Here is a 26,208-nt window from a genome sequence, read left to right on the forward strand (position 1 = left end):
CGGCGGCGGCCCACTGGCCGTCCGACGGCTGCTTGCGCGCCGGGTCCTATGAGCAAATCACATGACAGAACCATGTCAAATGCCGAAGCGCGGCCGCGTTCGTTGCAGACCGGCAACACATATACGGCGATCTATATGTGAGTCTGCCGGAACCAATCACGGCCAGTTGATCATAACAATCGCATAGGTCAGGGTCGCGTTCGGAAGCGTTTGCAGGCGCTTCGATGTCGCATCGGCGGGGGCTGGTGACCTACAGGTCTTCGGTGGGGCGGTATCTCTCAGGAACTGTCGCGTTGCTATTGCATCTATGATTTCGCTGAAGTCATGGAGCGATGAAACTTGACAGTACTTAACAAGATATACTGGAGATATGGAAATGGGCATCAAGAGCGTACTGCTCGGCACTGTAGCGGGACTGGTGGCCGTCACCGGCGCTCAGGCCGCCGACCTGCCGGGCGAAGCCGTTCCGGCGGCAGTCGATTACGTCAAGGTGTGCGACACGTTCGGCACGGGCTTCTTCTACATCCCCGGTACCGAAACTTGCCTCGACATCTCCGGCCGCGTCCGCTTCCGCATGACCGCCTATGAGAGCGGCGTGGACAACGACTTCACCGTGCAGTTCCGGGCTGATGCCCGCGTCGACTTCGACGCCCGCACGATGACCGAATACGGCCAGCTCCGGTCGTTCTTCCGTCTGGCGACCAACAGCTCCGACGGCATCCAGGTCGAAGGCGCCTTCATCCAGCTCGGCTACCTGACCGCCGGTCTGGCCGGCGACCTCTACAACGCCGACGTCCTTTACGGCGTGAACGACTTCGTGGTGCCGCAGCACGACGAAGCGGTCCAGCTGACCGTGCTGGTGGACGGCATCGGCGGCGGCTTCTATGCCGGCGCGTCGATCCTGTCGGCGGCCGACCGCGATCTCCGCGACGAGTTCTATGACGACTACCTGCCGGAACTGCAGGCGGCCATCGGCATCGCCAAGCAGCCCTGGGGTTCGTTCGACCTGTCGCTGCAGTACATCCCCGAGGAAGAGCGCGTCGCGGGCAGCGACGACCGCTTCTCGGTCAAGGCGACCGCCGACCTCACCCTCGTGGAGAACCTGAAGGCCCGCCTGACCGCGGCCTACTTCTCGGATGATCCGGGCACCTTCCGGCGCGGCTTCGCGGCCGATGGCGACGAGACCTTCCTCTTGTCCGGCGCGCTGGCCTATACGGTCGGCAACGGCGTCGCGCTTTACGCCGGCCTTCGCTACGACATGCAGGACGAGAGCGACGACGACATCTACGCCAACATCGGCGTCGACTACACCGTCACGTCGGGCCTCGTCCTGACCGGCGAAATCGCCTACTCGGATGTCGACGACGACGACGACCTCCAGGGCGTGCTGCAGCTGTCGCGTACCTGGTAAAACCAAGCATCCAAAGTCTCCGACGGAAAAGGCCCGGTCACCCCGCCGGGCCTTTTTCGCGTCTGACGATAATCTGGCGAGATCCGCCGTCGCCTCATGCCGGGCTCGTAAAGTCCCGACCTGTCGGGATCTAACGAGCGCCGGCAAGCCCGAACGGGCGCCGGCCGGTCAGGCCGAATGGTCGTGAAGGTCGAACGAGTCCGACCTTCACCAGCCGGGTATCAGCCGCGCCGGCCACTGCCGCGGACCCGCTTGTAGAGCCAGCCGAGAACCAGGGTTTTGATGATGCGTCCGAACATGGGTTGTCCTCCGGTGATCCGGGATGGTTTGGCGGCGTGATGCCGACCGTCCCGGATGTGATGGAGGGTCAACCTTCGGCAGACGGGGTTCGTTCCGCAGAACGCCGCGTCCACATGCCGGCTCGCGGCCAAAGCGTCGGCGGGCTGCGTGCGGCGGCGTCAGGCTGCTGCGCGTCTGGACGGCTCGGAGACGGTTCGGCGCGTGTCCGACCCGTGCCGGCCGGCCGATGTGGCAACCGGGTCGCCGAGCGGCAGCGGCTGGTCGAAGACATATTGCTTGTCCAGCCGGTACTTGACCACGTTGCCGATCGCCAGACCGATGACGGCGCCGAGATACTTGGCGGCGGCCGACCCCGAGGCGAACAGGAAGGCCAGTTCCACCGCCCAGAAAAGCAGGGTGGTGAACACGCTCACCAGCCCGTAGACCGCGACCTTGCGGACCTCTTCGGTCTGTCCGGCGTAGCCGTCCATGAAGATCCAGTTGCGGTCAAGCAGGTACTTGACGGCGAAGCCCACCGCGGTGCCGAAAAGCACCGAGAGCATCACCGGCGAGGCGCCGACGAGCCGGATCCAGACCTCCTGCATGACAAGATTGCACGCCCCGGCCGTGACCGCGAACGCCACGTAGCGCACGAAGACCGTGCGCGGGGACAATGGCGGGCGGGCCTCTACCGGTTCCGACATCAGGACGCCTTCTGCGCAAACTCGTTCAGAAGACGCTATGCGATGGTGTTTAACAAGGGTTCAATGGCGTTTTTCGAGGGGTCGAGCGCCACTCTAGGTGGTCATGCGGACCTCGTCTTGGTGCTCGGCACCAGATCGGTGTACAACGCCGAGCATCCTGTCGTCAGCTTCCCTGTTTTCCGCGACAAACGTCATTCGCTGTTCGCCGATGAGCGGCCACCGGCGCGTCAGGCCGCATGCTCCGGATAGCGGAGGGTCATCAACCGGCGGTGGCCGATTCGGCCATGGCGCCGACGATGCAGGGTGCGGCGGCCGGCGTGGGCGATCCGCTCCTGGCGGGCGATCAAGCGCTCCACGGTCTGGTCTTCGGACCGATGGGCCTGTCCGGCGCGCCCCTTGAGAAGGCCGCCCACCACGACGAGCACCATGAATACGACGGGGATGATCAGAAACAAGCTCGTCATCGTTGTCCTCGCGGTACGCGCTCCGAACCGAGCCCAACGCTCCCCGTGTGCGTCGCAGCAAAAGCGGTGGTCTTTTGACGAGACCTGCAGTTTATGGCTGCCACCAACTCACCGTATGCCGCTCGATCCGGCTGTTTCACTTGCCGACCCGGGGCGAGGCATGCCTCACCCTAGGCCGAACACTACTATAAAAGCGTGAAACGTCGGCTGCGTTCCGACCTTCGTCTCATTCCTCACTCAAACGTTAACATGAACACATGCCGTAAACTGAAAATCCCACCTGGCGGCCGCAGGACGTCCGCCCCGGTTTGTCAGGCACGGGTGGTCGCGAGCCGGTCCGCGAGGCGCAACGCCAGCATGCAAATGGTCATCGTCGGCGGCCCGACAAGCCCGGTCGGGAACACCGAGCTTCCGGTCACGAAGAGATTGGGAATTCCATGGACCGCGCCATCGGTGTCGACGACGCCGCGCGTAGGGTCCGGATCCATCCGGGTGGAGCCCATGTGGTGGGAGGTCGAGAGGATCACGTGGTCCTCCGGAAGGTCCAGCGTCGCGCGACCGAGGCCGCGCCGCTCGACCTCGTCCTTCAGGAGCACGAAGGCGTGGTTGAGGCTTCGCCGTTCCAGCACGCCCACCGACCAGCGGACTTTCGCGCGCGGCATGCCGAAGTCGTCATGCTCGTCGTCGAGGGTCACCCGGTTTTCAGGGTCGGGCTCCGGCTCCACGACGCTCTCCATGACGAAATGCCGGATAAGCCTGCGCAGGCTTGCCTTCCGGAAGCCGTAAGCGAGGGCGTTCGGAAAGACGGAGCCGGCGGTACGGAACGGATCGGCGGCAATGGCCGCCCGCGCTTTCGCGTTTGCCGGCCCGAGCCGGAAGGCATCGCGGATCCGGACTGCCCGAACGGTGTCCTCGCCGCGAAACACGGCGCGCAGGCCGATCTGGCTCGGCAGCAGCTTCTGGCGCGCCGCGTACGCCTCCGCAAGCGTGACCGACAGGCCGAACTCGGCGTGCGCCCGGAAGTAGGACCCGTCGTAGAGGCGGCTGAACCGATCGGGATCCTCCAGCACGAGCGTTCCGGAGCGGACCCGCGCGTGGTCCATGAAGTAGCGCCCCACCAGGTCGTGCGCATTGCCGAGCCCAGCGGGTCCGTGACCCTTGGAGGCGAGCAGCAGCCGCGGGTTCTCGATGCCACCCGCCGCGAGCACGAACTGGCGAGCCTGGATGCGGAACACCGACCCGGACGGCGTGCGGACGACTGCGTGATCGATGCGCCGCGGGTCGGCGAGCGGGCCTGAAGCCGGCACCAGTTCGGTGGCGGTCGCATGCAGAAGAAGGCGCAGGGTCTCCGCGCGACGAAGCGCATCGCGATAGATGAGGCCGAACCGGGTAGGCGGGCTGATCAGGCTGAGCGTGGGGCGGAAGATTTCCGGTGCGAGCGGCAAGGGCGCCGTTCCCGGCGGCGCGTTCTCCAGACAACTCTCCAGCGTCATGTCCGGCGCCACCTCCAGGAGGTTGGCTGCCCCACGGGCATAACGGACGATCTCCTCGTAGGCGATCGGCCAGCCGCTGTTCGGAACCCAGTCCCGCACGGCCATGTCGGCCCGGCTGATCGGCTGGCACCAACCGGTCCAGCAGTTGGAACTGCCGCCGAGGTAGCGCGAGCGCGAGAACCCGTAGTCGTCGATGACCCCTTCCACCTTGCAGCGATAGAGGGAATCGGAAAAGGCGCTGCGGCGGGCGCCGCCGCCTTCCAGCAGCACGACGGTTCGCCCGGCGGCGGCAAGCTGGAGAGCGAGGGCAATTCCGGCGATCCCGGCCCCGACAACACAGATGTCGGTGGCAATCAGTTCGCCGGATCCGACCGACCGTGCGTCCTCAATCATCGCTGCCGTGTTCCATCCGGTACAGGGGCTGGCGGGACGACCCGCGCCCACAACCGGCTGTCGCCGTCCCATCGGTGAGGCACGGCCAGTGATAATCAATCTACAGCATGGATTGTGCGTCTCGCCACGTGTGCGGCGTGAAATCACAGTGCAAAATCGATTTGAATGCCGGCCGGCGAATCGTCACATTGAGAGAAACCGAGACGGCAGCCAAAGAGCAACTACCGACCCCGGCGGGCGCGGCGGCCGCCAGGGAGGACGGCGACCGCCGCGCCCGGCGAACGGTAGGGGCCGTTCGCTGAGGGACGGAGCCGCGGCCGCGGTGGGAGCAATCGCGGAGGGCTCGACGCCTGCTTCCAACCGGTGGGCCGCGATACTGTTCCCGACGTGCAGCACCAGGGCCGCGTTCCCGCCGTTCGGTGCCGGGCCCGGCCGCGCCGGTTGCGAAGCGTCAGGATTTTTCGGCTATGGTCGCTCGGGAGACCTTGCTGCGGCGGTGTCTCTCGGGTCCATGCTTGCCGAGGGTCGCCGGCCTCCGTGTCCTCCACATCACCCCTGAAGGAAATTCCTGGCCTCGTCTGGGGTTACCGGTTCGATCCGGAGCGCGGACAAGGCCGCGCGCTTCCGGCCGACGCCGAACGGGCCGAGGCCCTTCGCGACGGCGGGCCGCTCTGGCTTCACCTTGCGCTCAGCGACGCGCGCATCCCGGGCTTTCTGGAGGGCCTGCCGGATCTGCCCGATGCCGCCCGCCAGACCCTGATCGAGCGCGACAACCATGTCTCGATCACCGTGACCGCCGGTGTGGTCCACGGCGTCCTGCCGGATCTGGAGCGCGATTTCGACGTGGAGACGCGGGACGTCGGCTGGTTCCGCTTCGCCTTCACGGACCGGCTGATCATCACGGCCCGGCTGCATCCCTTGCGGTGCACGGAAGCCGTTCGCAGCCTTGTGGAGCAGGGCCGGCCGCACACCCGGCCGGTCATGGTGTTCGAATCCATCGTGACCGAGTTCCAGCGGACCGTCAGCCGCCTCGTGGTCGAAATGACCGACGAACTCGATGTCATCGAGGACCATGTCTATGACGATGCCCCGCGCGACGAGCGGCGCCGGCTCGGCCCAGTGCGGCGGACGATCGTGCGTCTGCATCGGCAGGTGCGCGGCACCATCCAGCTTCTGCGCCGCCTGGAGGCGGAGGACCGCCGCGATGTGCCCGCCGGCATGGAGGACGTGGCCGACCGTCTGGTCGACCGTCTCGCGGGCGTCTATTCGGACCTGCAGGCGCTGCAGGACAGGGCGCGCCTCTTGCACGAGGAGATCGACAGCAAGATCTCCTCGGAGACGAACCGCCACCTCTACGTCCTCAGCGTAATGACGGCGCTCCTGCTGCCGCCCACCCTCGTAGTGGGCTTCTTCGGCATGAACACGTCCGACATGGCCTTCACCGCCACGGTCGGCGGCACCTGGTATGCCTTCTCGCTCTGTGCCGCGAGCATTCTCGGCGCCTGGTGGCTGCTCCGCCGCAACGGGATCTTCTGAGGGCCCGTGGCGTCGCGGCCGTCAGGGTTGCCGGACGCTGCCGGGGACGACGCAAGTGTAGTCGTGCTCGAACTGGGTGGTGAGAACCTCCCGGGACGCACCGACGAGGCTGCAGGTGCGGCCCCGGCTGGCGAGGTAGGCCTCGGCGACGATCCTGTGGTGAACCACGTTCGGCGTGTCGTCCACCAGTCCGAGCGTCGCCTGCGAGACGACGCCCGTGGTCACGGTGGCGCGGATGGACGGGGTGGTCATGATCTTGCCGATGTCCGGACGGTCGAACACGCGGTAGCGTGCGCCGTCCGGGAGGGCGAAGCTGTCGGCCGGAATGCTGCCATACGTCGTCACGACGTAGTCGACGCTTGCGCACGCCGAGAGGCCGCCCGCCAACATGAGCGCCAGAGCGGCTTTCATCGCCCGGTATTTCGCGTCCGACGTCACCTTCGCCAAAGACAATCTCCGCCCCATCGTCGCTCCTCGTCCGCTCGCCCGTATCCGGTCGCCTGGCAGGGAAGCGCCGGAGCGGCCGGTTGGATCCCCAGATTGCCGGATCCGATGCGGCTTTGGCGGGGCGGACGCAGAAAAAAGGGCTCTCCCGCTTGCGCGAAAGAGCCCTCAAGTCAGGCCCGCGTCCCCCATGACACGGACCGAGAACCGGCCGGGTCGCCCCCGTCCCCCGACTGAGGCGACCCGGCTAGTCGATGACCTCACGCCACCCGGTCGGGCGGCGTGCGGCCGTCGAAAAAGGCTTCCAGATTGTTGAGAACGCGCCAGCCCATGGCCTCGCGGGTCGAGGCGGTGGCGCTGCCGAGGTGCGGGAGCAGCACGGCGTTCTCCACGCTGTAGAGATCCTCGTCGATGTTCGGCTCGCCCTCGAACACGTCGAGGCCGGCGCCGACGATCGTGCCGGCCTTCAGCGCGCGGACGAGCGCCTTGGCGTCCACCACTTCGCCGCGCGCCGTGTTCACCAGGATGGCGGTCGGCTTCATGAGGGCGAGGCGGGCGTCGTTGATCAGGTGGTAGTTGTCCTTGCCGCCCGGCATGTGGAGCGACACCACATCGGCCTCGCGCAGCACGTCCTCGATGGTGTCGCGCTTTTCCGCGCCGAGTTCGGCCGCAAGTTCCGGCTTCACCGGGAAGGGGTCGAAGTAGATGATCTTCATGCCGAAGCCGAAGTGGGCGCGCTTGGCCGCCTCGCGGCCGATACGGCCGAAGCCGAGCACGCCGAAAACGCCGCCAGAGACCTTGGTGCCGATCATGTGGGTCGGCCGCCAGCCGGTCCACTTGTGGGCGCGCACCTCGCGCTCGCCTTCCCCGGCGCGGCGGGCGGCCATCAGCATCAAGGTGATGGCGAGGTCGGCGGTGCATTCGGACAGCACCTCCGGCGTGTTGGAGACCATGATGCCGGCCTTCTTGGCGGCGTCCGTGTCGATGTGGCTGTAGCCGACCCCGTAGCTCGCCAGGATCTTCGCCCGCGGCTCCGTCACCTCCAAAACCGCCGCGTCCACCTTGTCGGAGACGGTCGGGCAGACCGCGTCGTAGTCCATGAGCGCCTGGCGCATGGCGGCGCCGGTCATGGGCATGTCGGTCTCGTTGAGGGTGACGTCGTAGAGCGCCTTCAGCTTGGCTTCGACGACATCGGGCCAGCGGCGGGTGATCAGGACCTTCTTCTTCGACACGGGGGCGTTCCTCGGGTTGGTGGGGAGTGCGGCACGTCGTTCGCGCGCTCGCGGATCTCCAACGTCTTCATGGTCCGCGGCAGCGAACCACCCACGCATTTGTTCGTTGGCGGGCCCTGAAGGCCAGCGGAAAAGCAGGGGAGGGCGGCGGGCGAACCCGCCGCCCGTTCATGTCACTCGGCTGCGACCTTCATGCTGGCGAGCATCTTCTGGACGGTGGAGCCGAACTCGGCCGGGGTCGGCACGATGGTGACGCCGCAGCCCTTCAGGATCTCGACCTTCTCGGCCGCGCTCTCGCCGAAAGCCGACACGATGGCGCCGGCGTGGCCCATCTTGCGGCCCTTCGGGGCGGAGAGGCCGGCGATGTAGGCGCAAACCGGCTTGGTCATGTGGTCGCGGGCGAAGGCGCCGGCTTCGGCTTCCTGCGGGCCGCCGATCTCGCCGATCATGATCACCGCGTCGGTGTCCGGATCGTTCTCGAACAGCTCCAGGATGTCGCGGTGCGAGCAGCCGTTGATCGGGTCGCCGCCGATGCCGACGGAGGTGGAGACGCCAATGCCGAGGTCCTTCAACTGCGAGGCGGCCTCGTAGCCGAGGGTGCCGGAGCGGCCGACGATGCCGATGCGGCCCGGCAGGTAGATGTGGCCCGGCATGATGCCGACCAGCGCCTCGCCCGGGGTGATGATGCCCGCGCAGTTGGGACCGAGCAGGCGCATGCGCTTGTCGGCCTTGTAGCGCTTCATGTAGCGCTTCACGCGCATCATGTCCTGGGTCGGGATGCCGTCGGTGATGCAGACCGCGACCTTGATGCCCGCGTCGGCCGCTTCCATGATCGAGTCAGCCGCGAACGGAGGCGGCACGAACACGATGGAAACGTCGGCGCCGGTTTTCTCAACGGCTTCCTTGACGGTGTTGAACACCGGCTTGCCGTGGATCTCGGTGCCGCCCTTGCCGGGGGTCACGCCGCCGACCACCGGGGAGCCGTAGCGGATCATGTCCTCGGCATGGAACGAGCCGATCTTGCCCGTGATGCCCTGTACGATGATCTTGGAGTTCTTGTTGACGAGAACGGACATGGGGGATCTCCTCAGGCGGCCTTGGCGCTGCCGGTCTTGGCGGCCTGCACCGACAGACGCGCGGCTTCGGCCAGGGTGGTCGCGGAGATCACGTTGATCCCGCTCTCGTTGATGATCTTGCGGCCTTCCTCGACGTTGGTGCCGGCGAGGCGCACGACCAGCGGCAGCTCCAGGCCGGAGATCTCCACCGCCTTGACGACGCCCTGGGCGACCCAGTCGCAGCGGTTGATGCCGGCGAAGATGTTGACGAGGATCGCCTTCACGTTCTTGTCCTGGGTCACCAGGCGGAAGGCCTTGGCCACGCGCTCGGGCGTCGCGCCGCCGCCGATGTCGAGGAAGTTGGCCGGAGCGCCGCCTTCCAGGAGGATCATGTCCATGGTCGCCATGGCGAGGCCGGCGCCGTTGACGATGCAGCCGACGTCGCCGTCGAGGCCCACGTAGGAGAGGCCGCGGTCGGCGGCTTGCGTCTCGCGCGGATCTTCCTGGCTCTTGTCACGGAGCTCGGAGATGTCCGGGTGGCGAAACATGGCGTTATCGTCGAAGCTCATCTTGGCGTCGAGGGCGATCAGGTTGCCCTCGCCGGTGAAGACCAACGGGTTGATCTCCAGCATCACGCCGTCCTTGTCGCGGAAGGCGCGGTAGGCCCCGAGGATCACCCGGGTGGCGTCGGCGACGGCCGAGCCCGGCAGGCCGAGCTTGAAGGCGAGTTCGCGGGCCTGGAAGGCCTGCATGCCGACGGCCGGTTCCACGGAGATCTTGACAATCGAATCCGGATGGTTCTCGGCCACTTCCTCGATGTCCATGCCGCCTTCGGTGGACCCGATGACGATGACGCGCTGCTCGGCGCGGTCGAGCACGAAGCCGAGGTAGAGCTCCTTGGCGATGTTGACGCCGCCTTCCACGTAGAGGCGGTTCACCATCTTGCCGGCCGGGCCGGACTGATGGGTGACGAGCTTGCGGCCGAGCATCTTCTCGGCGGCTTCTTCGACGTCATGCTCGGACTTGCAGACCTTCACGCCGCCGGCCTTGCCGCGGCCGCCGGTGTGCACCTGGGCCTTCACCACCCATACCGAACCGCCGATCTCGCGCGCCCGGTAGGCCGCCTGCTCGGGGCTGTAGGCAAGGCCGCCCTTGGGGATCGGCACGCCGAACTTGGCGAGAATTTCCTTCGCCTGATATTCATGGATATCCATGGGTCACTTCCTCTGGAACGATGTTCTGGGGGAGAGCCGGAGACCGATCGACCTCGGTCGTGGTTCACCCCTCTCCCTGGCCCTCCCCCACAAGGGGGGAGGGGACGCTGATCCGGCTGTGGAGGCTGACCGGCCGACCGGTTCTTCGCCCGACCCTTGTCCCGGCGCTCCCTCCCCCCTTGTGGGGGAGGGTCGGGGAGAGGGGGGAACCGCCCCGGTCAGATCCGTTCGCTCACGCCGCCTTGGCGTTCGCCTTCGACTTCTCGGCGATCGCGTCGGCCACCATCACGATGTTCTGGGCCATGCGGGCGGAGGCGGCGTCGATGAGGCGGCCGTCGAGGGACGCGGCGCCCTTGCCCTGGGCGGCGGCTTCGTCGAGGGCGACGAGCACGCGGCGGGCGCGGTCGACTTCGGCCGGCGGGGGCGAGAACACGTCGTTGGCGAGCGCGATCTGCGAGGGATGGATGGCCCACTTGCCTTCGCAGCCGAGCACGGCGGCGCGCTTGGCGGCCTTCACATAGTCCTCCGGCGAGGAGAAGTCGCCGAACGGCCCGTCGATGGCGCGAAGACCGTAGGCGCGGCAGGCTGTGACCATGCGGTCGATGGCGGCGTGCCACTGGTCGCCCGGATAGTCCGGGTTGAGGCCGCCGATGACCACGGTGCGCGACCGGCGCGAGGCGGAGAAGTCGGCGACGCCGAAGTGCAGGGCTTCCAGATTGCGGGCGGCGGCGATCGCCTCCACGTTGGCCATGCCGAGGGTGGTCTCGATCAGGGCCTCGAGGCCGATCTCGTTCGGGATCGCCTTGGCTTCACGGATCTGCGCCACCATGGCTTCCACCATGTAGACGTCGCCCGGCACGCCGACCTTGGGGATCAGGATGGTGTCGAGATGTTCGCCGGCCTGCTCGACCACGTCAACCACGTCGCGGTACATCCAGTGGGTGTCGAGGCCGTTGATGCGCACCGACATGGTCTTGCCGCGCTCGCGCCACGGCATTTCCTTCAGCGCCTTGATGATGTTCTCGCGGGCCGTGACCTTGTCGTTCGGCGCGACGGCGTCTTCCAGGTCGAGGAAGATGAAGTCGACCTCGGAGTTGAGGGCCTTCTCGAACATCTGCGGGTTGGAGCCCGGAACCGCCAGCTCGGAGCGCTGAACGCGCGTCTTGACCGGCTTGTACTGGGTGAAGCTCATGGGGTGTTCCTCCGGAGGGCGCGGCTCTTGTGGCGCGCCGGGAATTTTGGGTCGAGCGTCGGGGTTCACCCCCCACTCCAACTCTCCCCCTCAAGGGGGGAGAGAGCCGGTCGGAGGGTGGTGCTTGCGTCGGCGTCTTTCACGTCGGCCGGTTCTGATCCGGAACCGCCTCGGGACCCTCTCCCCCCTCGAGGGGGAGAGTGGGAGAGGGGGGGGCTCCACCCTCTCCGGCAAACCTCACGCGGCCGCGGCGGTCACGTTGCGGCGGGCGCCGTAGTAGGCCTGGGCGGCGGCGACGCCGGAGCCGAACTCGATCTTGGCGCCGCAGTCGACGAGGGCCATCTCGGCGGCCGCGACGGCACCGAGGAGCATCAGCTCGTTGGTGGCGCCCAGGTGACCGATGCGGAAGACCTTGCCGGACAGCTTGTTGAGGCCCGAGCCGAAGGAGACGCCGTAGCGGTCGTAGGCGCGGCGGATCACCTGCACGGCGTCCACGTTGGACGGGACCCAGATGGCCGACACGGTGTCGGAGTGCCACTTGGGCTCCTTGGCGACGAGGTCGAAGCCCCAGGCCTTCACCGCTTCACGGACGCCCGAGGCGACGTGGTTGTGACGGATGAAGACGTTCTCCAGGCCCTCTTCGAAGAGAAGGTCGAGGGAGGCGCGCAGGCCGCGCAGGAGAACGGTGGCCGGCGTGTAGGGGAAGTAGCCGTCCTTGTTCATGCGCGTCATGTCTTCGAAGGAGAAGAAGCAGCGCGGGAACTTGGAGGACTTGTGCGCCTCGAGCGCCTTCTGGCTGACGCAGATGATGGCGAGGCCGGTCGGCAGCATGAAGCCCTTCTGCGAGCCCGACACGATGCCGTCGACGCCCCACTCGTCCATGCGGAAGTCGATCGAGGCGACCGAGGACACGCCGTCGATGTAGAGGAGGGCCGGGTGGCCGGCGGCGTCGAGCGCCTTGCGCATGCCGGCGACGTCGGAGGTGACGCCCGTCGCGGTCTCGTTCTGGGTGCCGAGCACCGCCTTGATCTTGTGCTCCTTGTCGGCCGCCAGGATGTCGTGGAAGGTTTCCACCGGGACGCCTTCGCCCCACTCCACGTCCACCACCTGGGTCTCGAAGCCGAGACGCTGGCACATGTCGGCCCAGAGCAGCGAGAACTGGCCAAAGGTGGAGATGAGGACCTTGTCGCCCGGGTTGAGCGTGTTGGTCAGCACCGCTTCCCAGCCGCCGGTGCCGGAGGACGGGTAGATGAAGGGCTGGCCGGTCTCGGTCTTGAAGATCTTCTTCAGGTCGGCGAACAGCGGCAGGGTCAGCTTCGGAAAGTCAGGAGAGCGCATGTCCTCCTGCGGCAGGTTCATTGCACGGCGGACCTGATCCGGAACGTTGGTGGGACCGGGAATGAAAAGGCCGGAGTGGTAGCGCATGGGGTCTCCTCGGGGCGTAGGGCGCGCGGTTGGGGTTCCGCGCAGGTCTCGTCGCTCGCCCTTCGGCCGTTCGGCGCGCCGGGCTCCTCACCCGGCGACCGCCCTGTCCGTGGCGGGCTCCTCCTGCGGCGGACAATGTGTCGGCACCCTTGCGGTGAACAGAACGATTTTCTTCAAGAGACCGACAGTTCATCTGAAGGTGCGGTGCAACATTTCGCGTATCGGGACCATGTTAAGCTTGGGAGGCACCATTCTGGCCTTCCGCGTGCCTAGAAGATGCGAAGTCATCTACTGCGCAATAGGGGTCATCTATCAAACTCCACGTGATGCGACAGCCCACCGCAGTGGAAATGCGCAAAGCGCGCCCCTGCAACGCCACGGCCGCGGCTCGGCGGGGCGGTTCGCGAGAAGGGTTTCCCGGATTCGGCCTTTGGATTGCGCGCCGCGCGTGCCGGGGGCGAATGCAAAAAGACCCCCGGTGGGGCCGAGGGTCTGCGGTGTGCGTCGGTTTTGCGAAAGGTTTCCAGACTATTGGAACGCCGTCTCCAGGAAGCTGCGGAGCTTGCGGCTGTGCAGGCGTTCCGGCGGCATCTGGCGAAGCTTTTCCATGGCCAGGATCCCGATCTCCAGGTGCTGGCTGACCTGCCGCCGGTAGAAGGCGCTCGCCATGCCGGGCAGCTTCAGCTCGCCGTGGAGCGGCTTGTCGGAGACGCAAAGGAGAGTGCCGTAGGGCACGCGGAAGCGGAAGCCGTTCGCCGCGATGGTGGCGGACTCCATGTCGAGCGCGATGGCGCGCGACTGGCTGAAGCGCTGCACCGGCTCGCGGTGATCGCGGAGTTCCCAGTTGCGGTTGTCAATGGTGGCGACTGTGCCGGTGCGCATGATGCGCTTCAGCTCCCAGCCCTCCAGGCCCGTCACCTCCTCCACCGCCTGTTCCAGGGCGACCTGGATCTCGGCGAGCGCCGGAATGGGAATCCACACCGGCAGGTCGGCGTCGAGCACGTGGTCCTCGCGCACATAGCCGTGGGCGAGCACGTAGTCGCCAAGCTTCTGGCTGTTCCTGAGGCCCGCGCAGTGGCCGAGCATCAGCCAGGCGTGCGGGCGGAGGACGGCGATGTGGTCGGTGATCGTCTTGGCGTTGGAGGGGCCGACGCCGATGTTGACGAGGGTGATGCCCGAGTGGTTGTCGCGTGTGAGGTGGTAGGTCGGCATCTGCGGCAGCCGCGGCGGCGCCTCGCCGGAGGACGGCGCGTGCTCGCCGAGGCGGGTGACGAGGTTGCCGGGCTCCACAAAGGCCGTGTACTCGCCGGTGCCGCTCGCCATCATCTCGCGCGCCTTGGCGGCGAACTCGTCCACGTAGAACTGGTAGTTGGTGAAGAGCACGAAGTTCTGGAAATGGGCAGGCGACGTCGCGGTGTAGTGCTGCAAGCGGTGCAGCGAGTAGTCGATGCGCGGCGCCGTGAACGGCGCGAGCGGCAGCGGTTCGCCGGCGCGCGGCTCCAGCGTGCCGTTGACGATCGCGTCGTCCGTGATGGCAAGGTCCGGCACGTCGAAGAGGTCGCGGAGCGGGCGGGGCAGGGCCTCCACCAGGGTGCCTTCCACGTGCGCGCCTTCGAAGAAGGCGAAGTGGAGCGGGATGGGCACGTCGCTCTCGCCGATCTCCACCGGGACCGCGTGGTTGCGGATCACCTGGGTGAGCTGGTCGACCAGATAGTCGCGGAAGAGCGCCGGGCGCGAGATGGTGGTGGTGTAGGTGCCCGGACCCGGCACGTGGCCGTAGGAGAGGCGCGAGTCGGCCAGATCGTGGGTGTCGGTGGTGATGCGGATCGCCGGGTAGCAGGCGCGGGTGCGGCCGTCGGGCACGTGGCCGTGGGTCACCCGGTCGAAGGCCTCCCGGAGGAAGGTGGTGTTCCGCTCGTAGATCTCGATCAGCCGGTCGACGGCGGCGCGCGGGTCGTCGAAGGTCTCGAAGGGGCGGGGGTCCGGGCGGTGCACCGGCGCGGCGGGCCTGATCCTGTCGTTCATCGTTTCTCTCGGTACAAGAAGCCTGACTTGTACCCGATGTCGGATATCACAGTGTGACGCTTTCCGCGCGGGTTTTCTTCATTTGCTAACAAACCGTTGACAAACAAGGTTTTTTGCCCGGTGGACGCTTAACCCGGCGTTTACCGTGTCGGGCCATTCTCCTGTGCATGGCAGGGGTATCGAGACCCCGCCCCGTTCCGGTTCTGCGTCAAGGGTGGGTAGTGGCCATGAATGTCCATAGTCGGCGGACGAGCGTTTTTGCGTCCGGGTCCGGTCTCGATACCACCGCCAGCGTAAAGCCCGATTGGCTCGACCAGATCATCGTCGGGGACTGCGTGGCGGCGCTGGAGCGCCTGCCGAAGCAGTCGGTGGACGTGATCTTCGCCGATCCGCCGTACAACCTTCAACTCGGCGGCGACCTCACCCGGCCGGACCAGTCCAAGGTGGACGCGGTCGACGACGCCTGGGACCAGTTCGAGAGCTTCGAGGCCTACGACGCCTTCACCCGCGCCTGGCTGCTCGCCTGCCGGCGGGTGCTGAAGCCGAACGGCACGATCTGGGTGATAGGCTCCTACCACAACATCTTCCGCGTCGGCGCGGTGATGCAGGACCTCGGGTTCTGGGTGCTGAACGACATCGTCTGGCGCAAGGCCAACCCGATGCCGAACTTCCGCGGCAAGCGGTTCACCAACGCGCACGAGACCATGATCTGGGCGTCGAAGTCGAAGGATGCCAAGAGCTATACTTTCAATTACGAGGCCATGAAGGCCTTCAACGACGACCTGCAGATGCGCTCCGACTGGATGCTGCCGATCTGCACGGGCAACGAGCGCCTGAAGGACGACGCCGGCACCAAGGTGCATCCGACCCAGAAGCCGGAGGCGCTGCTCTACCGGGTGCTTCTGTCGTCCACCAACCCGGGCGACGTGGTGCTCGACCCCTTCCTCGGCACCGGCACCACCGCGGCGGTCGCCCGGCGCCTCGGCCGGCATTTCGTCGGGGTGGAGCGCGACCGGGGCTATGCGGAGCATGCGCGCGCTCGGATCGACGCGGTGGAACCCATCGCCGAGGGCAGCCTGCAGGCGACGACGCCGAAGCGGGCGGAGCCGCGCATTCCGTTCGGCAGCCTTCTGGAGAGCGGGCTGATCGCCCCCGGCGCGCACCTGACCGACGCCCGCCGCCGCTTCGTGGCGGAGGTGCGGGCCGACGGGTCGCTCGCCGCCTACGGGGAAACCGGTTCGATCCACCGCATGGGCGCCCGGGTGCAGGGGCTCGACGCCTGCAACGGCTGGACCTTCTGGCACACGGACATCGGCGGCGCGCTGCAGCCGATCGACGTGCTCCGCGGCGAGATCCGCCGGCGGATCGGTGCCATGGGCGCCTGAACGCGGCAGGTCGTGGCCGGCTGATCCGGCGCGTGCAGCGAGCATTGCCGAAGTGAAAAAACCCTCTCCGTTGCCGGAGAGGGTCGAATATCGAATAAAGTATATGGTTATCTGCCGTCGTGGCCAGCAACGGACCCGGCGGCGTGTTCGTTTTTCAAACGCCCTCTCCTCTAAGCAGAAACCCGGTGATTTGCAACGGCCGGGGACGATCGTCACGCATTAAATTGACTGATCCGCCGTTGTAACAAATCGGATTTCGGCACACGCCGTTGGCGCGCGCCGGCTTCCTGGCCAAGGTGGCAAAGCATCCGCGGACGAGCGGCCGGCCGGGGATCAACGCCGCGGGCGGCGGGTGGCGCCGGGGAGAGCCGCCTCGACGGCCTTGCGCATCACCGTCGGCAGGGCCTCGTCGGCCACTGCGGAACGGGGCGCCCACCACGAATCGGCCGGGGCGGGCGCGTCGGCCTCGGCGGTGAGGACGCTCAGAATCAGATGGAAGTGGGTGAAGGTGTGCTCCACCCGGCCAGCGGGCCGCCAATCCGCCGGGAAGGGCGCGCTCGCAATGCCGGCGTTGGAGGGATCTTCCGTCCAGGGCGATCCGGGCACGCCGGTCATGCCGCCGAGGAGGCCCTTGTCCGGCCGGCGCACCAGGAGCACCGCGCCGTCGGACCGGGTCGCCACGAAGGCGGTGCCGTGCCGGGTGGGTCGGTCCTTCTTCGGGCTCTTGCGCGGATAGGTTTCCTGCAGGCCGGCCGCCCGCGCAACGCAGGCGGCGGCGAACGGGCAGAGGGCGCAGGCCGGCCGCTTCGGCGTGCAGATGGTGGCGCCGAGGTCCATCATGGCTTGGGCGAAATTGCCGGGGCGGGCATCGGGCGTCAACTGGTCGGTGAGGCGGCGGATCTCCGGCTTGGCGGCGGGCAGGGGCGTCTCCACCGAGAAGAGGCGGGTGACGACCCGCTCCACATTGCCGTCCACCACAACGGCGCGCCGGTCGAACGCGATGGCCGCCACCGCTGCCGCCGTGTAGGCGCCGACGCCGGGCAGGGCGCGCAGGCCCTCCTCGGTGTCGGGGAAACGGCCGTCGTGCTCTGCCGCGACCGCGTCCGCACAGGCCTTGAGGTTGCGCGCGCGGGAGTAGTAGCCAAGGCCCGCCCAGGCGCGCATGACATCGTCCCGGTCTGCGGCGGCGAGGTCCTGGAGCCGCGGCCAGCGGGTGGTGAAGGCCTCGAAATAGCTCTTCACCGCCGCCACGGTGGTCTGCTGCAGCATGATCTCGGACAGCCACACCCGATAGGGATCCGGCAGGACGCCGACGGCCCGATCCTCCGGCGGCACGCGCCAGGGCAGCCGCCGGGCGTTCCGATCATACCAGGCGAGGAGGTCGGCGGGATTCGGGGCTGGACGCTGCATGGGCGACAGGGTTGGCCGGCCGGGCGGCGATTTGCAAGCGGCGGCTCGGGTGCCGCGATGTGGATTGCGGGCAGGGCGTCGGCGGCCGGTTGACAGGGGAGCGCGAAGGCGCCTTCATCCGCGGACGAGACCCGTTGCGCCGGACCAATTGTCCGAACGCCCGGGTGCGGACCTGGCGACCAGGAAGGATATCGTGGCCAACGACAAGCCCGCCTTCGCCTACAAGGGCGCGCGGCCGCTCGCCGACATCGTCGGCGGGGCGCTTTCGGCTGCCTGCCGCAAGCGTGGATTCGCCACGGTCGACCTCATCCAGCACTGGCCGGACATTGTCGGCCCGGCCTACGCCACCTCGACCTCGCCGGACCGGCTGTCGTGGACGCGCAAGCCCAAGGGTCTGATCACCGAGGACGAGCACGAGCCGGCGCTCCTCACCGTGCGCTGCACCGGGGCGGCGTCGCTGCGCTTCACCCACGAGCTGCCGCAGGTGATCGAGCGCATCAACATGTTCTTCGGCTATCGCTGCGTCGGCCGCATCCGCCTCGTGCAGCTGCCCGTCGCCCGGATCGAGCGGCCGGTGCGGCCGGCGCCCGGCCCGGTGTCGCCGGAGGCGGCGGAGACGGTGCGGCAGGCGGCCGCCGGCATCGAGGACGACGGGCTGCGTGCCGCGCTGGAACGGCTCGGCCGGGCCGTCGCGGGCCGGGCCTCGCGCCCGACGTCGACGCGCTGACAGGCGGTCGAACGGCCGATCCATTCACGAAAACCTGACCGCCGCACCTGTTCCGGGCGACCGGGACCTTTGAATTCGGCGCCCGGCTGCCATAGTTTCGACCGGACCGAAGAAGACCATGACCCGGCCGCCGACAGTGCGGCCGAACGGAGGACCGAGACGCCGATGATGACCCGCCGCCGCTTCCTGGCAACCGCCGGCACGACCGCTCTAGTGCTCGCGCTGGTGCCGTCCTTCCCGTTCGCCGCCTTCGCGCAGGACGGCACCGTGGACGTCGAGGCCCTGATGGACTCCGGCCCGCTGCCGGAGAAGATGCTGGGCGACCCGAACGCCAAGGTGACGGTGGTGGAATACGCCTCCATGACCTGCGGCCACTGCGCGGCCTTCCATGAGAAGACCTATCCGCAGCTGAAGGCGGACTATATCGACACCGGCAAGGTGCGGTTCGTGTTCCGCGAGTTCCCGCTCGATCCGCTCGCCGCCGCCGGCTTCATGCTGGCGCGCAACGCCATGGGCGACACCTATTTCGACGTGGTCGACCTTCTGTTCGAAAAGCAGCGCGACTGGGCCTATTCGGACGACCCGGTGACGGCGCTGCGCACGCTCGCCAAGCAGTTCGGCTACACCGACGCGACCTTCGAGCAGACCCTTTCGGACCAGCCGCTGCTCGACAACATCAACGCCGTGCGCGAGCGCGGCGAGAAGGAATTCGGCGTCAACTCCACGCCGACCTTCTTCATCAACGGTCAGCGCCACCGCGGCGCCATGTCGATGGAAGAGATGGCCAAGATCCTCGATCCCATGCTGCAGGGCTGATGGATCGCGCCGGATGGCCGCTTGCCGGCGGCCACCGGGACAAACTGGTTGATATCCTCGCCGGCCGGCGTCGCGCACCCTTGCCAAGGGTCGCCCGCCGGCCGTCTTGTTTTCCGGCCGCTCCGACGCTGCGACTGGCAGCCCGGGCGGGCGGACCGAGACGGTGGGCATGAAGTTCGAGAAGCTGCGCATCCGGGGGTTCAAGACCTTCGTGGAGCCGACCGAGTTCCTGATCGAGCCGGGCCTTACCGGTGTGGTTGGGCCGAACGGCTGCGGCAAGTCGAACCTCGTGGAAGCCCTCCGCTGGGTGATGGGCGAGAACTCCTACAAGAACATGCGCGCGTCCGGGATGGACGACGTGATCTTCTCCGGCTCGGCCAAGCGCCCCGCGCGGAACGCCGCCGACGTGACGCTGGTGCTGAGCAACGCCGACCGCACCGCGCCTGCCGCCTTCAACGATGCGGACGTGCTGGAGATCTCCCGCCGGATCGAGCGGGAAGAGGGCTCGGTCTACCGCATCAACGGCCGGGACGTGCGGGCGCGCGACGTGCAGCTGCTGTTCGCCGACGCCTCTACCGGCGCCCGTTCGCCCGCCATGGTGCGCCAGGGGCAGATCGGCGAGCTGATCGCCGCCAAGCCGACGGCGCGCCGCGCCATCCTGGAAGAGGCGGCAGGAATTTCCGGCCTGCACTCGCGCCGGAACGAGGCCGAGCAGCGCCTCAGGGCCGCCGAGACCAACCTCACCCGGCTCGAGGACGTGGTGAAGGAGATCGAGACCCGGCTGGAGAGCCTGCGTCGCCAGGCCCGGCAGGCGGCGCGCTACCGTGGCCTTTCGGCGGACATCCGCAAGCACGAGGCGGTGTCCGCCTGGCTGCGCTGGACCGAAACGGATGCCGCCGCGATCGCGGCCGAGCAGGCGGTGACGGCCATTCTCGCCGACGCCGCCACCCGGCAGGCCGCCCAGGCCGAGGCAGCGCGCCTGCAGGCGATCGCCGCCCACCAGCTGCCGGCGCTTCGCGACGACGCCGTACGCGCCGCCGCCGCGCTGCAGCGGCTTAAGGCGGCGCTGGCGGAGTCCGAGGCGGAGGAGCGGCGCGTGCGCGAGCGGCTGTCCGACCTCGGCCGACGGGCCGGCGAGATCCTGCGCGACCGCGACCGGGAGGCGGCGCTCGTCGCCGACAACGACGCCCATCTGCAAGCTCTGGTGGACGAGGCGGAAGCGCTGGCTGCGGCCTCCGAGGACGACGCCGCGGAGGCGGAGGTCGCTGCCGCCCGCTGCGCCGAGGCGGAGGAGGCGGTGACCGCCGTGGAGATGCGCCTTGCCGAGGCGACGCGCGCCCATGCGGACGCGGCCGCGCGGCGCGACGCGCTGATCCGCGCCCGGCGGGAGGCGGTGGACCGGCTCGCGCGTCTGGAGCGCGACCTTGAAACGCTCGACCGGGATCTCGCCGGACTGCGCGCCACCCTCGACGCGGACAGCGGCATCGCCGACGCCAGGCTCGAGGCCGAGATGGCGGCGGAGACGCTGCTGGAGGCGGAGGACGCGGTCGCCGCCGCCGAGGCGGAGACCGTCGCCGCCGAGGCAGCCGAACGGGCCGCGCGCGGGCCACTCGGCGAGGCGGAGAAGCACCAGAACCGTCTCGACACCGAGGCGAGGACGCTCGCCAAGGTGCTGAACCTGGAGATCGGGGCCCTGTTTCCGCCGCTCGTCGACCAGCTCACCGCCGCGCCCGGCTACGAGCTCGCCCTCGGGGCGGCGCTCGGCGATGACATCGAGGCGTCCATCGACACCGCCGCGCCGGCCCACTGGGCCGACCCGGGCTCGGCCGCGGGAGACCCGGCGTTGCCGGAAGGGGCGGTGCCGCTGTCGCGCTTCGTGAAGGGGCCGCCGCTGGTGCAGCGCCGTCTGGCGCAGATCGGCGTGGTGGACCGCCGCGAGGGCCCGCGTCTCCGGCTGGCGCTGGCGCCGGGACAGCGACTGATCAGCCCGGAGGGGGACCTCTGGCGCTGGGACGGCTATGTGGCCGTCGCCGGCGCGCCGACGCCCGCCGCCCAGCGTCTGGCCTCGCGAAACCGCCTCGCCGAACTCGACGCGCAGCGGGCCGATGCGGCGCGCGTGGCGGCCGACAAGCGGCGCCTGCTCGCCGACGCCCAGGCGACCGCGCGCGCCACCGCCGAGCGGCTGAAGATGGCACGCGACGGCGCCCGGTTGGCCTCCGGGGCGGTGTCGGAAGCGCGCGACCGGCTGGCCCGGGCCGAGCGGGCGCTCGCCGACGTGGCGGCCCGGGCGGAGGCGCTGGCCGACCAGCGCCGGCGGCTCGCCGACGACGTGGCGGACGCGCGGGGTCGGGCCGAGGAGGCGGCCGAGGCCGAGGCGGATCTGCCCGATGCGGACAGCCTGACGGCCGAGGTCCAGGCGGCCCGCATGGCCGCGGCGGAAGCCCGGGTGGCTTTCGCGGAGGCGCGCTCCGCCGCCGAGGCCCTGGCGCGCGAGCAGGACGGGCGCGCCCGTCGCCTGCGGGCGATCGCGGCGGAACGGCAGGCCTGGTCTGGCCGTGTCGCGAACGCGCAGCAGCACCTGGACGACCTCGCGGCGCGGCTCGACGAGGTGGAGGCCGAGCGCGCCGACCTCCTGGATCGGCCCGACGAGATCGCGGCGGCGCGCCACCAGCTGCAGCGCACGATCGGCCAGGCGGAAGTCGCGGCCCGGACGGCGGCCGACCGGCTGGCGTCGGGCGAGGCGGAGGAAGCGGAGGCGAGCCGCCGGGCGTCGGACGCGCTGAAGGCCCTCTCCGACAGCCGGGAGGGGAGGGCGCGGGCGGAGGAGCGGTTCGAAGCCCTGAAGACCCGCCGCGCCGAGCTGGCGGCGGACATCCGCGACCGGTTCGAGTGCCCGCCCTTCGCCCTTCGCAAGCTGGCCGAGATCGACGGCGACGGACCGCCGCCCGACATGGCCGCCGTCGAGGCGCGCCTGGACCGGCTTCGCCAGGAGCGCGATCGGCTCGGCGGCGTGAACCTCCAGGCCGAGGAGGAGGCCGCCGAGGTGGAGGCGCGGCTCGACACGCTGGTGCACGAGCGGGAGGACGTGATCGAGGCGATCCGCCGGCTGCGGCAGGGCATCCAGAGCCTCAACAAGGAAGCGCGCGAGCGGCTGATGGCCGCCTTCGACGTGGTCAACGGCCATTTCCAGCGCCTATTCGGACATCTGTTCGGTGGTGGCGACGCCAGCCTGAAGCTGGTCGACAGCGACGATCCGCTGGACGCCGGGCTGGAGATCTTCGCCCGCCCGCCGGGCAAGAAGCCCTCCACCATGACGCTTCTCTCCGGCGGCGAGCAGGCGCTGACGGCGCTCGCGCTCATCTTCGCGGTCTTTCTCACCAATCCGGCGCCGATCTGCGTGCTCGACGAGGTGGACGCGCCGCTCGACGACGCCAACGTGGAGCGCTACTGCGACCTCCTGGACGAGATGGCGCGGACCACCGACACGCGCTTCGTGGTGATCACCCACAACCCCATCACCATGGCGCGCATGAACCGCCTGTTCGGCGTCACCATGGTGGAGCGCGGCGTCTCGCAGCTGGTCTCGGTGGATCTGGAAGCCGCCGAAGCGTTCCGGGAGGTCGGCTGAAGCCGGCGGGAAGAGGCTTCACCCGAGGCCTCACGACGACTTCCGGCTTAAGCCCGGGCACCTAAATCGATATGACCCGCAAAGCGCTGCGTCAAACGGTGCAGTGACCCGGAATGCCTGCCAATTCACCTTTCGTTGCAACAACTTAAGGCCTGTTGGCGCGTTCTTGACAGGAAAATGGGCCGTGACTATGGTGCGCGCGACTTTCGGGGTGCCCCCCAAATCCCAGGATTTCAGGGCGTTTCGAGTTCGCCTGGCCGTTCTGTCATAGGGCTCGATGCCCGCGATGGGGCGCTGACGACGAGCGAGGACGCATGGTCATGGGAAGCGACGGGGCACCTGAGGGCGACCGGATCGACGCGCGGCTGAAAGAGCTCAAGGACAGGCTCGAAGCGGAGCGCCGTCGGGACGCGGAACGGCGCGGCAGCGGGCGGAGCGACAACTCCGGCATGGGGCAGGCGCTGAAACTGGGGTCGGAGTTCGTGGCCGGTGTCCTTGTGGGCGCGGGTCTCGGATATGCGATCGACTACTATGTGGGCACGTCCCCGTGGGGTCTGATCGTGTTTCTCCTCCTCGGCTTCGCGGCGGGACTCCTCAACGTTTTGAGGGCGGCGGGCATGGTCGCGGAACCGGATCCACACCGGTTCAAGCGGCCGCCGGAACCACCCCGAGACGATAAGGACACTTGAGAATCGGCGGTGCATGGGCGACACGTCGCCTCGCTCGCCGATCGGTCGAGACAGACTTTACGAGCTTGAAGCGCGCTTCGAAGCGGAGGGGACCCCGAGTGGCGAACGATCCGATCCATCAGTTCCAGATCTCGAAGATCCTCGACATCTCCATCGGCGGCCTCGATTTCTCGTTCACCAACTCCTCGCTCTTCATGGTCGCCACCGTGGCGGCGGCCAGCGGTTTCCTCGCCTGGGCGACCTCCACCCGCTCCATGGTGCCGGGCCGCGCCCAGACGGTGGCCGAACTCTCCTACGAGTTCGTCGCCAACACGCTGCGCTCGTCGGCCGGCACGGAGGGTATGCGTTTCTTCCCGCTGGTGTTCTCGCTGTTCATGTTCGTCCTGGTGGCGAACCTCTTCGGCATGATCCCCTTCTTCTTCACGGTGACGAGCCACATCATCGTGACCTTCGCGCTCGCCATGCTGGTGATCGGCACGGTTACGGTATACGGCTTCATGCGCCACGGGTGGCACTTCCTCGGCCTCTTCGTGCCGCACGGGGTGCCTGCGGCGGTGGTGCCGCTGGTGTCGGCGATCGAGGTGATCTCGTTCCTCTCCCGGCCGATCAGCCTCTCGGTTCGTCTCTTCGCCAACATGCTGGCCGGCCACATCACCCTCAAGGTGTTCTCCGGCTTCGTGGCGACGCTGACCGGCCTCGGCGCGCTCGGCATCTTCGGCGCGATCCTGCCGCTCGCCATGACGGTGGCGCTGACCGCCCTCGAATTCCTGGTGGCTTTCCTCCAGGCCTACGTCTTCACGATCCTGACCTGCATGTATCTCAACGACGCCCTTCATCCGGGCCATTGAGACCGGGATCGACGAAGCTCATCGGCAAGACTGATCCAAGTTCCGATAGATAAATTCCAAAGGAGCATCACGATGGAAGCTGAAGCTGCGAAGTACCTCGGCGCTGGTATCGCCACCCTCGGCATGGCGGGCGCCGCCCTCGGCCTCGGCAACATCTTCGGCAACTTCCTGTCGGGCGCCCTGCGCAACCCGTCGGCTGCCGATGGCCAGTTCGGCCGCCTCATCCTCGGCTTCGCCGTGACGGAAGCGCTCGGCATCTTCTCGCTGCTGATCGCGCTTCTGCTGCTGTTCGCCGTCTGATTTCAGACGGTCGGCGTCCGGGGCGGTCCCGCCCCGGATGTCCCTAGCAGCGCCGAACGACGGCGTCGCGCCGCCCCATCGGGTGGCCGATCCGCCTACCCGACACCCCGCCCGTTGCGGGGTGTTCGTTCGGTAGACCGAGGAACACGCTCGCCCGTCGCCGTCGACGGTGATCGAGGAGCCGGAGCAGTCGATGACCCTGTTCATCACCCCCGCCTTCGCCCAGACGCAGGCCCCTGGTGCGCCGGAAGCCGGTATCAGCGTGCCGCCGGTGGCGCCGGAATCGCCCGAACTCGGCGACACCCACTCGGAAGTGGGGCACGCGGCCGAGGCGGAGCACGGCGGCGCCTTCCCGCCGTTCGACCCGACGTATTTCGGATCACAGCTCCTTTGGCTGGCGATCACCTTCGGCTTCTTCTACTGGATCCTCTCCACCAAGCTGCTGCCGCGTCTCGGCGGCATCCTGGAGGTCCGCCAGGACCGGATCGGGGCCGACCTCAAGGAAGCCGAGCGCAGCCGGGCCGAGACCGACGCCGCCATCGCGGCCTACGAGCAGGCTCTCGCCGAGGCCAAGCAGAAGGCGGGCGTGATCGCGGCCGAGACCCGCGCGACGCTCACCGCCGACCTCGACAGCCGTCGCAAGGCGATCGAAGCCGACCTGTCGGCGCGTGTGGTGGAGGCCGAGGGCCGCATCTCGGCCATCAAGGCCCAGGCGCTCGCCGAGGTGGACGCCATCGCGACCGAGACCACCGAGGCCATCGTGGCGACGCTCATCGGCGACAGCTCGCAGGCGGAAGCCGCCGCCGCCGTCGCGTCCGTGCAGAAGGGCTGAGGGCACCATGTTCGACGCAACCATTTGGGCCTTCGTCGGTCTCATCCTCTTCTTCGTGCTGATCGGCGCCCTTGGCGTGTTCCGCACCATCGGCACCCTGCTGGACAAGCGCGGCGCCGCCATCGCCAACGAACTGGACGAGGCACGCCGCCTGCGCGAGCAGGCCGCTGCGCTCCTCGTGGAGTACCAGGGCAAGCGCGCCGCGGCCGAAAAGGAAGCGGCCGAGATCGTGGACAACGCCAAGGCCGAGGCCGACCGCCTCGCCGCCGACGCCGAAGCCTCGCTGAAGGACATGGTGGAGCGCCGCACCCGCGCCACCGAAACCAAGATCGCCCAGGCGGAAGCCCAGGCGCTTGCCGAGGTCCGGGCGCTCGCGGCCGACGTGGCGGTCCGCGCCGCCACCCAGATCCTCGGCACCCGCGTGACCGGCGACGTCGCCGCGACCCTGGTCTCGCGCGGCATCGCCGACGTGAAGGCACGCTTGAACTGAGGGTGCGCAGGTTTGGGTACGAGAGGCGGCTGATTGGCCGCAACGCGTGATCCGCAAGAAGCCCGGTGCGAACGCGCCGGGCTTTTTTGGTTTCGGGCAGGGGGCTGGATTGCTTGCTGCATCCTGTCCTTTCCTCGTCATGATCCGGTTCGTCCGGACCAGCCACGCCTTGGGCCGCCTTGAAAGCGTGGGTGGTCCGCCTGCGCGGACCATGAC

Annotated in this window: 22 protein-coding genes; 11 read left to right on the forward strand and 11 right to left on the reverse strand. The window is 68.3% G+C overall.

The window, feature by feature from the left end:
- Positions 1-376: 376 nt before the first annotated feature.
- On the forward strand, positions 377-1,411 hold the full coding sequence (locus BUQ68_RS09760; RefSeq protein WP_075215762.1) for a porin: 1,035 nt from the start codon (positions 377-379) through the stop codon (positions 1,409-1,411).
- A 458-nt stretch (positions 1,412-1,869) separates the two neighbouring features.
- On the opposite strand, the gene BUQ68_RS09765 is transcribed toward BUQ68_RS09760, so the two are convergent.
- From BUQ68_RS09765 to BUQ68_RS09775, 3 genes are all read right to left on the reverse strand, one after another.
- Positions 1,870-2,394, reverse strand: coding sequence for a GtrA family protein (locus tag BUQ68_RS09765; protein ID WP_083656443.1), 525 nt, complete (start codon positions 2,392-2,394; stop codon positions 1,870-1,872).
- Positions 2,395-2,621: 227 nt separating this feature from the next.
- Entirely contained in the window at positions 2,622-2,858 is a 237-nt protein-coding gene (locus BUQ68_RS09770; protein ID WP_139315193.1) for a hypothetical protein, read from the reverse strand.
- Between the two features lie 311 nt (positions 2,859-3,169).
- Positions 3,170-4,891 carry a GMC oxidoreductase gene (locus tag BUQ68_RS09775; RefSeq protein ID WP_139315194.1) on the reverse strand — a complete coding sequence of 574 codons (1,722 nt, stop codon included), beginning with the start codon at positions 4,889-4,891 and terminating at the stop codon, positions 3,170-3,172.
- A 390-nt stretch (positions 4,892-5,281) separates the two neighbouring features.
- On the opposite strand from BUQ68_RS09775, the gene BUQ68_RS09780 reads away from it, so the two are divergent.
- Entirely contained in the window at positions 5,282-6,280 is a 999-nt protein-coding gene (locus BUQ68_RS09780) for a transporter (RefSeq protein WP_075215766.1), read from the forward strand.
- Between the two features lie 21 nt (positions 6,281-6,301).
- Here BUQ68_RS09780 and BUQ68_RS09785 read toward each other — a convergent pair whose 3' ends face one another.
- The 7 genes from BUQ68_RS09785 to BUQ68_RS09815 all read right to left on the reverse strand — a co-directional run bounded on the left by BUQ68_RS09785 (position 6,302) and on the right by BUQ68_RS09815 (position 14,867).
- Positions 6,302-6,727, reverse strand: coding sequence for a hypothetical protein (locus BUQ68_RS09785; protein ID WP_075215767.1), 426 nt, complete (start codon positions 6,725-6,727; stop codon positions 6,302-6,304).
- A 257-nt stretch (positions 6,728-6,984) separates the two neighbouring features.
- Entirely contained in the window at positions 6,985-7,956 is a 972-nt protein-coding gene (locus BUQ68_RS09790; protein ID WP_075215768.1) for a 2-hydroxyacid dehydrogenase, read from the reverse strand.
- 173 nt (positions 7,957-8,129) lie between these two features.
- Positions 8,130-9,032, reverse strand: a complete 903-nt coding sequence (gene sucD, locus BUQ68_RS09795) for a succinate--CoA ligase subunit alpha (protein ID WP_075215769.1) — start codon at positions 9,030-9,032, stop codon at positions 8,130-8,132.
- Positions 9,033-9,043: 11 nt separating this feature from the next.
- Positions 9,044-10,225, reverse strand: a complete 1,182-nt coding sequence (locus BUQ68_RS09800) for a malate--CoA ligase subunit beta (protein WP_075215770.1) — start codon at positions 10,223-10,225, stop codon at positions 9,044-9,046.
- Between the two features lie 232 nt (positions 10,226-10,457).
- Entirely contained in the window at positions 10,458-11,417 is a 960-nt protein-coding gene (locus BUQ68_RS09805) for an HpcH/HpaI aldolase/citrate lyase family protein (protein WP_075215771.1), read from the reverse strand.
- Between the two features lie 237 nt (positions 11,418-11,654).
- On the reverse strand, positions 11,655-12,842 hold the full coding sequence (locus BUQ68_RS09810) for an aminotransferase class V-fold PLP-dependent enzyme (protein ID WP_075215772.1): 1,188 nt from the start codon (positions 12,840-12,842) through the stop codon (positions 11,655-11,657).
- A 528-nt stretch (positions 12,843-13,370) separates the two neighbouring features.
- Entirely contained in the window at positions 13,371-14,867 is a 1,497-nt protein-coding gene (locus BUQ68_RS09815) for an AMP nucleosidase (protein WP_075215773.1), read from the reverse strand.
- A gap of 227 nt (positions 14,868-15,094) precedes the next feature.
- Between BUQ68_RS09815 and BUQ68_RS09820 the strand changes: the two genes are divergently transcribed.
- Complete coding sequence (locus tag BUQ68_RS09820) at positions 15,095-16,252, forward strand: site-specific DNA-methyltransferase (protein ID WP_083656446.1); 1,158 nt, start codon at positions 15,095-15,097, stop codon at positions 16,250-16,252.
- A 333-nt stretch (positions 16,253-16,585) separates the two neighbouring features.
- Here BUQ68_RS09820 and mutY read toward each other — a convergent pair whose 3' ends face one another.
- Positions 16,586-17,662, reverse strand: a complete 1,077-nt coding sequence (gene mutY, locus BUQ68_RS09825; protein WP_075215774.1) for an A/G-specific adenine glycosylase — start codon at positions 17,660-17,662, stop codon at positions 16,586-16,588.
- Positions 17,663-17,855: 193 nt separating this feature from the next.
- Here mutY and BUQ68_RS09830 point away from each other — a divergent pair, with 193 nt between their 5' ends.
- From BUQ68_RS09830 to BUQ68_RS09865, 8 genes are all read left to right on the forward strand, one after another.
- A complete protein-coding gene (locus BUQ68_RS09830; protein WP_075215775.1) occupies positions 17,856-18,389 on the forward strand; it encodes a DUF721 domain-containing protein in 534 nt (177 codons plus the stop codon).
- Positions 18,390-18,554: 165 nt separating this feature from the next.
- Positions 18,555-19,205, forward strand: a complete 651-nt coding sequence (locus BUQ68_RS09835; protein ID WP_075215776.1) for a DsbA family protein — start codon at positions 18,555-18,557, stop codon at positions 19,203-19,205.
- A 169-nt stretch (positions 19,206-19,374) separates the two neighbouring features.
- Positions 19,375-22,833, forward strand: coding sequence for a chromosome segregation SMC family protein (locus BUQ68_RS09840; RefSeq protein ID WP_075215777.1), 3,459 nt, complete (start codon positions 19,375-19,377; stop codon positions 22,831-22,833).
- A gap of 314 nt (positions 22,834-23,147) precedes the next feature.
- Positions 23,148-23,522, forward strand: coding sequence for an AtpZ/AtpI family protein (locus tag BUQ68_RS09845; RefSeq protein WP_075215778.1), 375 nt, complete (start codon positions 23,148-23,150; stop codon positions 23,520-23,522).
- Positions 23,523-23,620: 98 nt separating this feature from the next.
- On the forward strand, positions 23,621-24,370 hold the full coding sequence (locus tag BUQ68_RS09850) for a F0F1 ATP synthase subunit A (RefSeq protein WP_075215779.1): 750 nt from the start codon (positions 23,621-23,623) through the stop codon (positions 24,368-24,370).
- 72 nt (positions 24,371-24,442) lie between these two features.
- Positions 24,443-24,670, forward strand: coding sequence for a F0F1 ATP synthase subunit C (locus BUQ68_RS09855; RefSeq protein ID WP_075215780.1), 228 nt, complete (start codon positions 24,443-24,445; stop codon positions 24,668-24,670).
- A gap of 199 nt (positions 24,671-24,869) precedes the next feature.
- A complete protein-coding gene (locus tag BUQ68_RS09860) occupies positions 24,870-25,502 on the forward strand; it encodes a F0F1 ATP synthase subunit B (protein ID WP_083656459.1) in 633 nt (210 codons plus the stop codon).
- A 7-nt stretch (positions 25,503-25,509) separates the two neighbouring features.
- Positions 25,510-25,992, forward strand: coding sequence for a F0F1 ATP synthase subunit B family protein (locus tag BUQ68_RS09865; RefSeq protein ID WP_075215781.1), 483 nt, complete (start codon positions 25,510-25,512; stop codon positions 25,990-25,992).
- Positions 25,993-26,208: the final 216 nt, after the last annotated feature.

This window comes from Mongoliimonas terrestris, from assembly GCF_001927285.1.
Taxonomy (GTDB): Bacteria; Pseudomonadota; Alphaproteobacteria; order Rhizobiales; family Pleomorphomonadaceae; genus Chthonobacter; species Chthonobacter terrestris.

What these genes read in the sequence shown, in the direction of transcription:
- BUQ68_RS09760 (WP_075215762.1), top strand. Translation starts at nt 377, where the DNA reads ATGGGCATCAAGAGCGTACTGCTCGGCACTGTAGCGGGACTGGTGGCC.
- BUQ68_RS09765 (WP_083656443.1), bottom strand. Translation starts at nt 2,394, where the DNA reads ATGTCGGAACCGGTAGAGGCCCGCCCGCCATTGTCCCCGCGCACGGTC.
- BUQ68_RS09770 (WP_139315193.1), bottom strand. Translation starts at nt 2,858, where the DNA reads ATGACGAGCTTGTTTCTGATCATCCCCGTCGTATTCATGGTGCTCGTC.
- sucD (WP_075215769.1), bottom strand. Translation starts at nt 9,032, where the DNA reads ATGTCCGTTCTCGTCAACAAGAACTCCAAGATCATCGTACAGGGCATC.
- BUQ68_RS09800 (WP_075215770.1), bottom strand. Translation starts at nt 10,225, where the DNA reads ATGGATATCCATGAATATCAGGCGAAGGAAATTCTCGCCAAGTTCGGC.
- BUQ68_RS09805 (WP_075215771.1), bottom strand. Translation starts at nt 11,417, where the DNA reads ATGAGCTTCACCCAGTACAAGCCGGTCAAGACGCGCGTTCAGCGCTCC.
- BUQ68_RS09810 (WP_075215772.1), bottom strand. Translation starts at nt 12,842, where the DNA reads ATGCGCTACCACTCCGGCCTTTTCATTCCCGGTCCCACCAACGTTCCG.
- BUQ68_RS09815 (WP_075215773.1), bottom strand. Translation starts at nt 14,867, where the DNA reads ATGAACGACAGGATCAGGCCCGCCGCGCCGGTGCACCGCCCGGACCCC.
- BUQ68_RS09820 (WP_083656446.1), top strand. Translation starts at nt 15,095, where the DNA reads ATGAATGTCCATAGTCGGCGGACGAGCGTTTTTGCGTCCGGGTCCGGT.
- mutY (WP_075215774.1), bottom strand. Translation starts at nt 17,662, where the DNA reads ATGCAGCGTCCAGCCCCGAATCCCGCCGACCTCCTCGCCTGGTATGAT.
- BUQ68_RS09835 (WP_075215776.1), top strand. Translation starts at nt 18,555, where the DNA reads ATGATGACCCGCCGCCGCTTCCTGGCAACCGCCGGCACGACCGCTCTA.
- BUQ68_RS09840 (WP_075215777.1), top strand. Translation starts at nt 19,375, where the DNA reads ATGAAGTTCGAGAAGCTGCGCATCCGGGGGTTCAAGACCTTCGTGGAG.
- BUQ68_RS09845 (WP_075215778.1), top strand. Translation starts at nt 23,148, where the DNA reads ATGGTCATGGGAAGCGACGGGGCACCTGAGGGCGACCGGATCGACGCG.
- BUQ68_RS09855 (WP_075215780.1), top strand. Translation starts at nt 24,443, where the DNA reads ATGGAAGCTGAAGCTGCGAAGTACCTCGGCGCTGGTATCGCCACCCTC.
- BUQ68_RS09865 (WP_075215781.1), top strand. Translation starts at nt 25,510, where the DNA reads ATGTTCGACGCAACCATTTGGGCCTTCGTCGGTCTCATCCTCTTCTTC.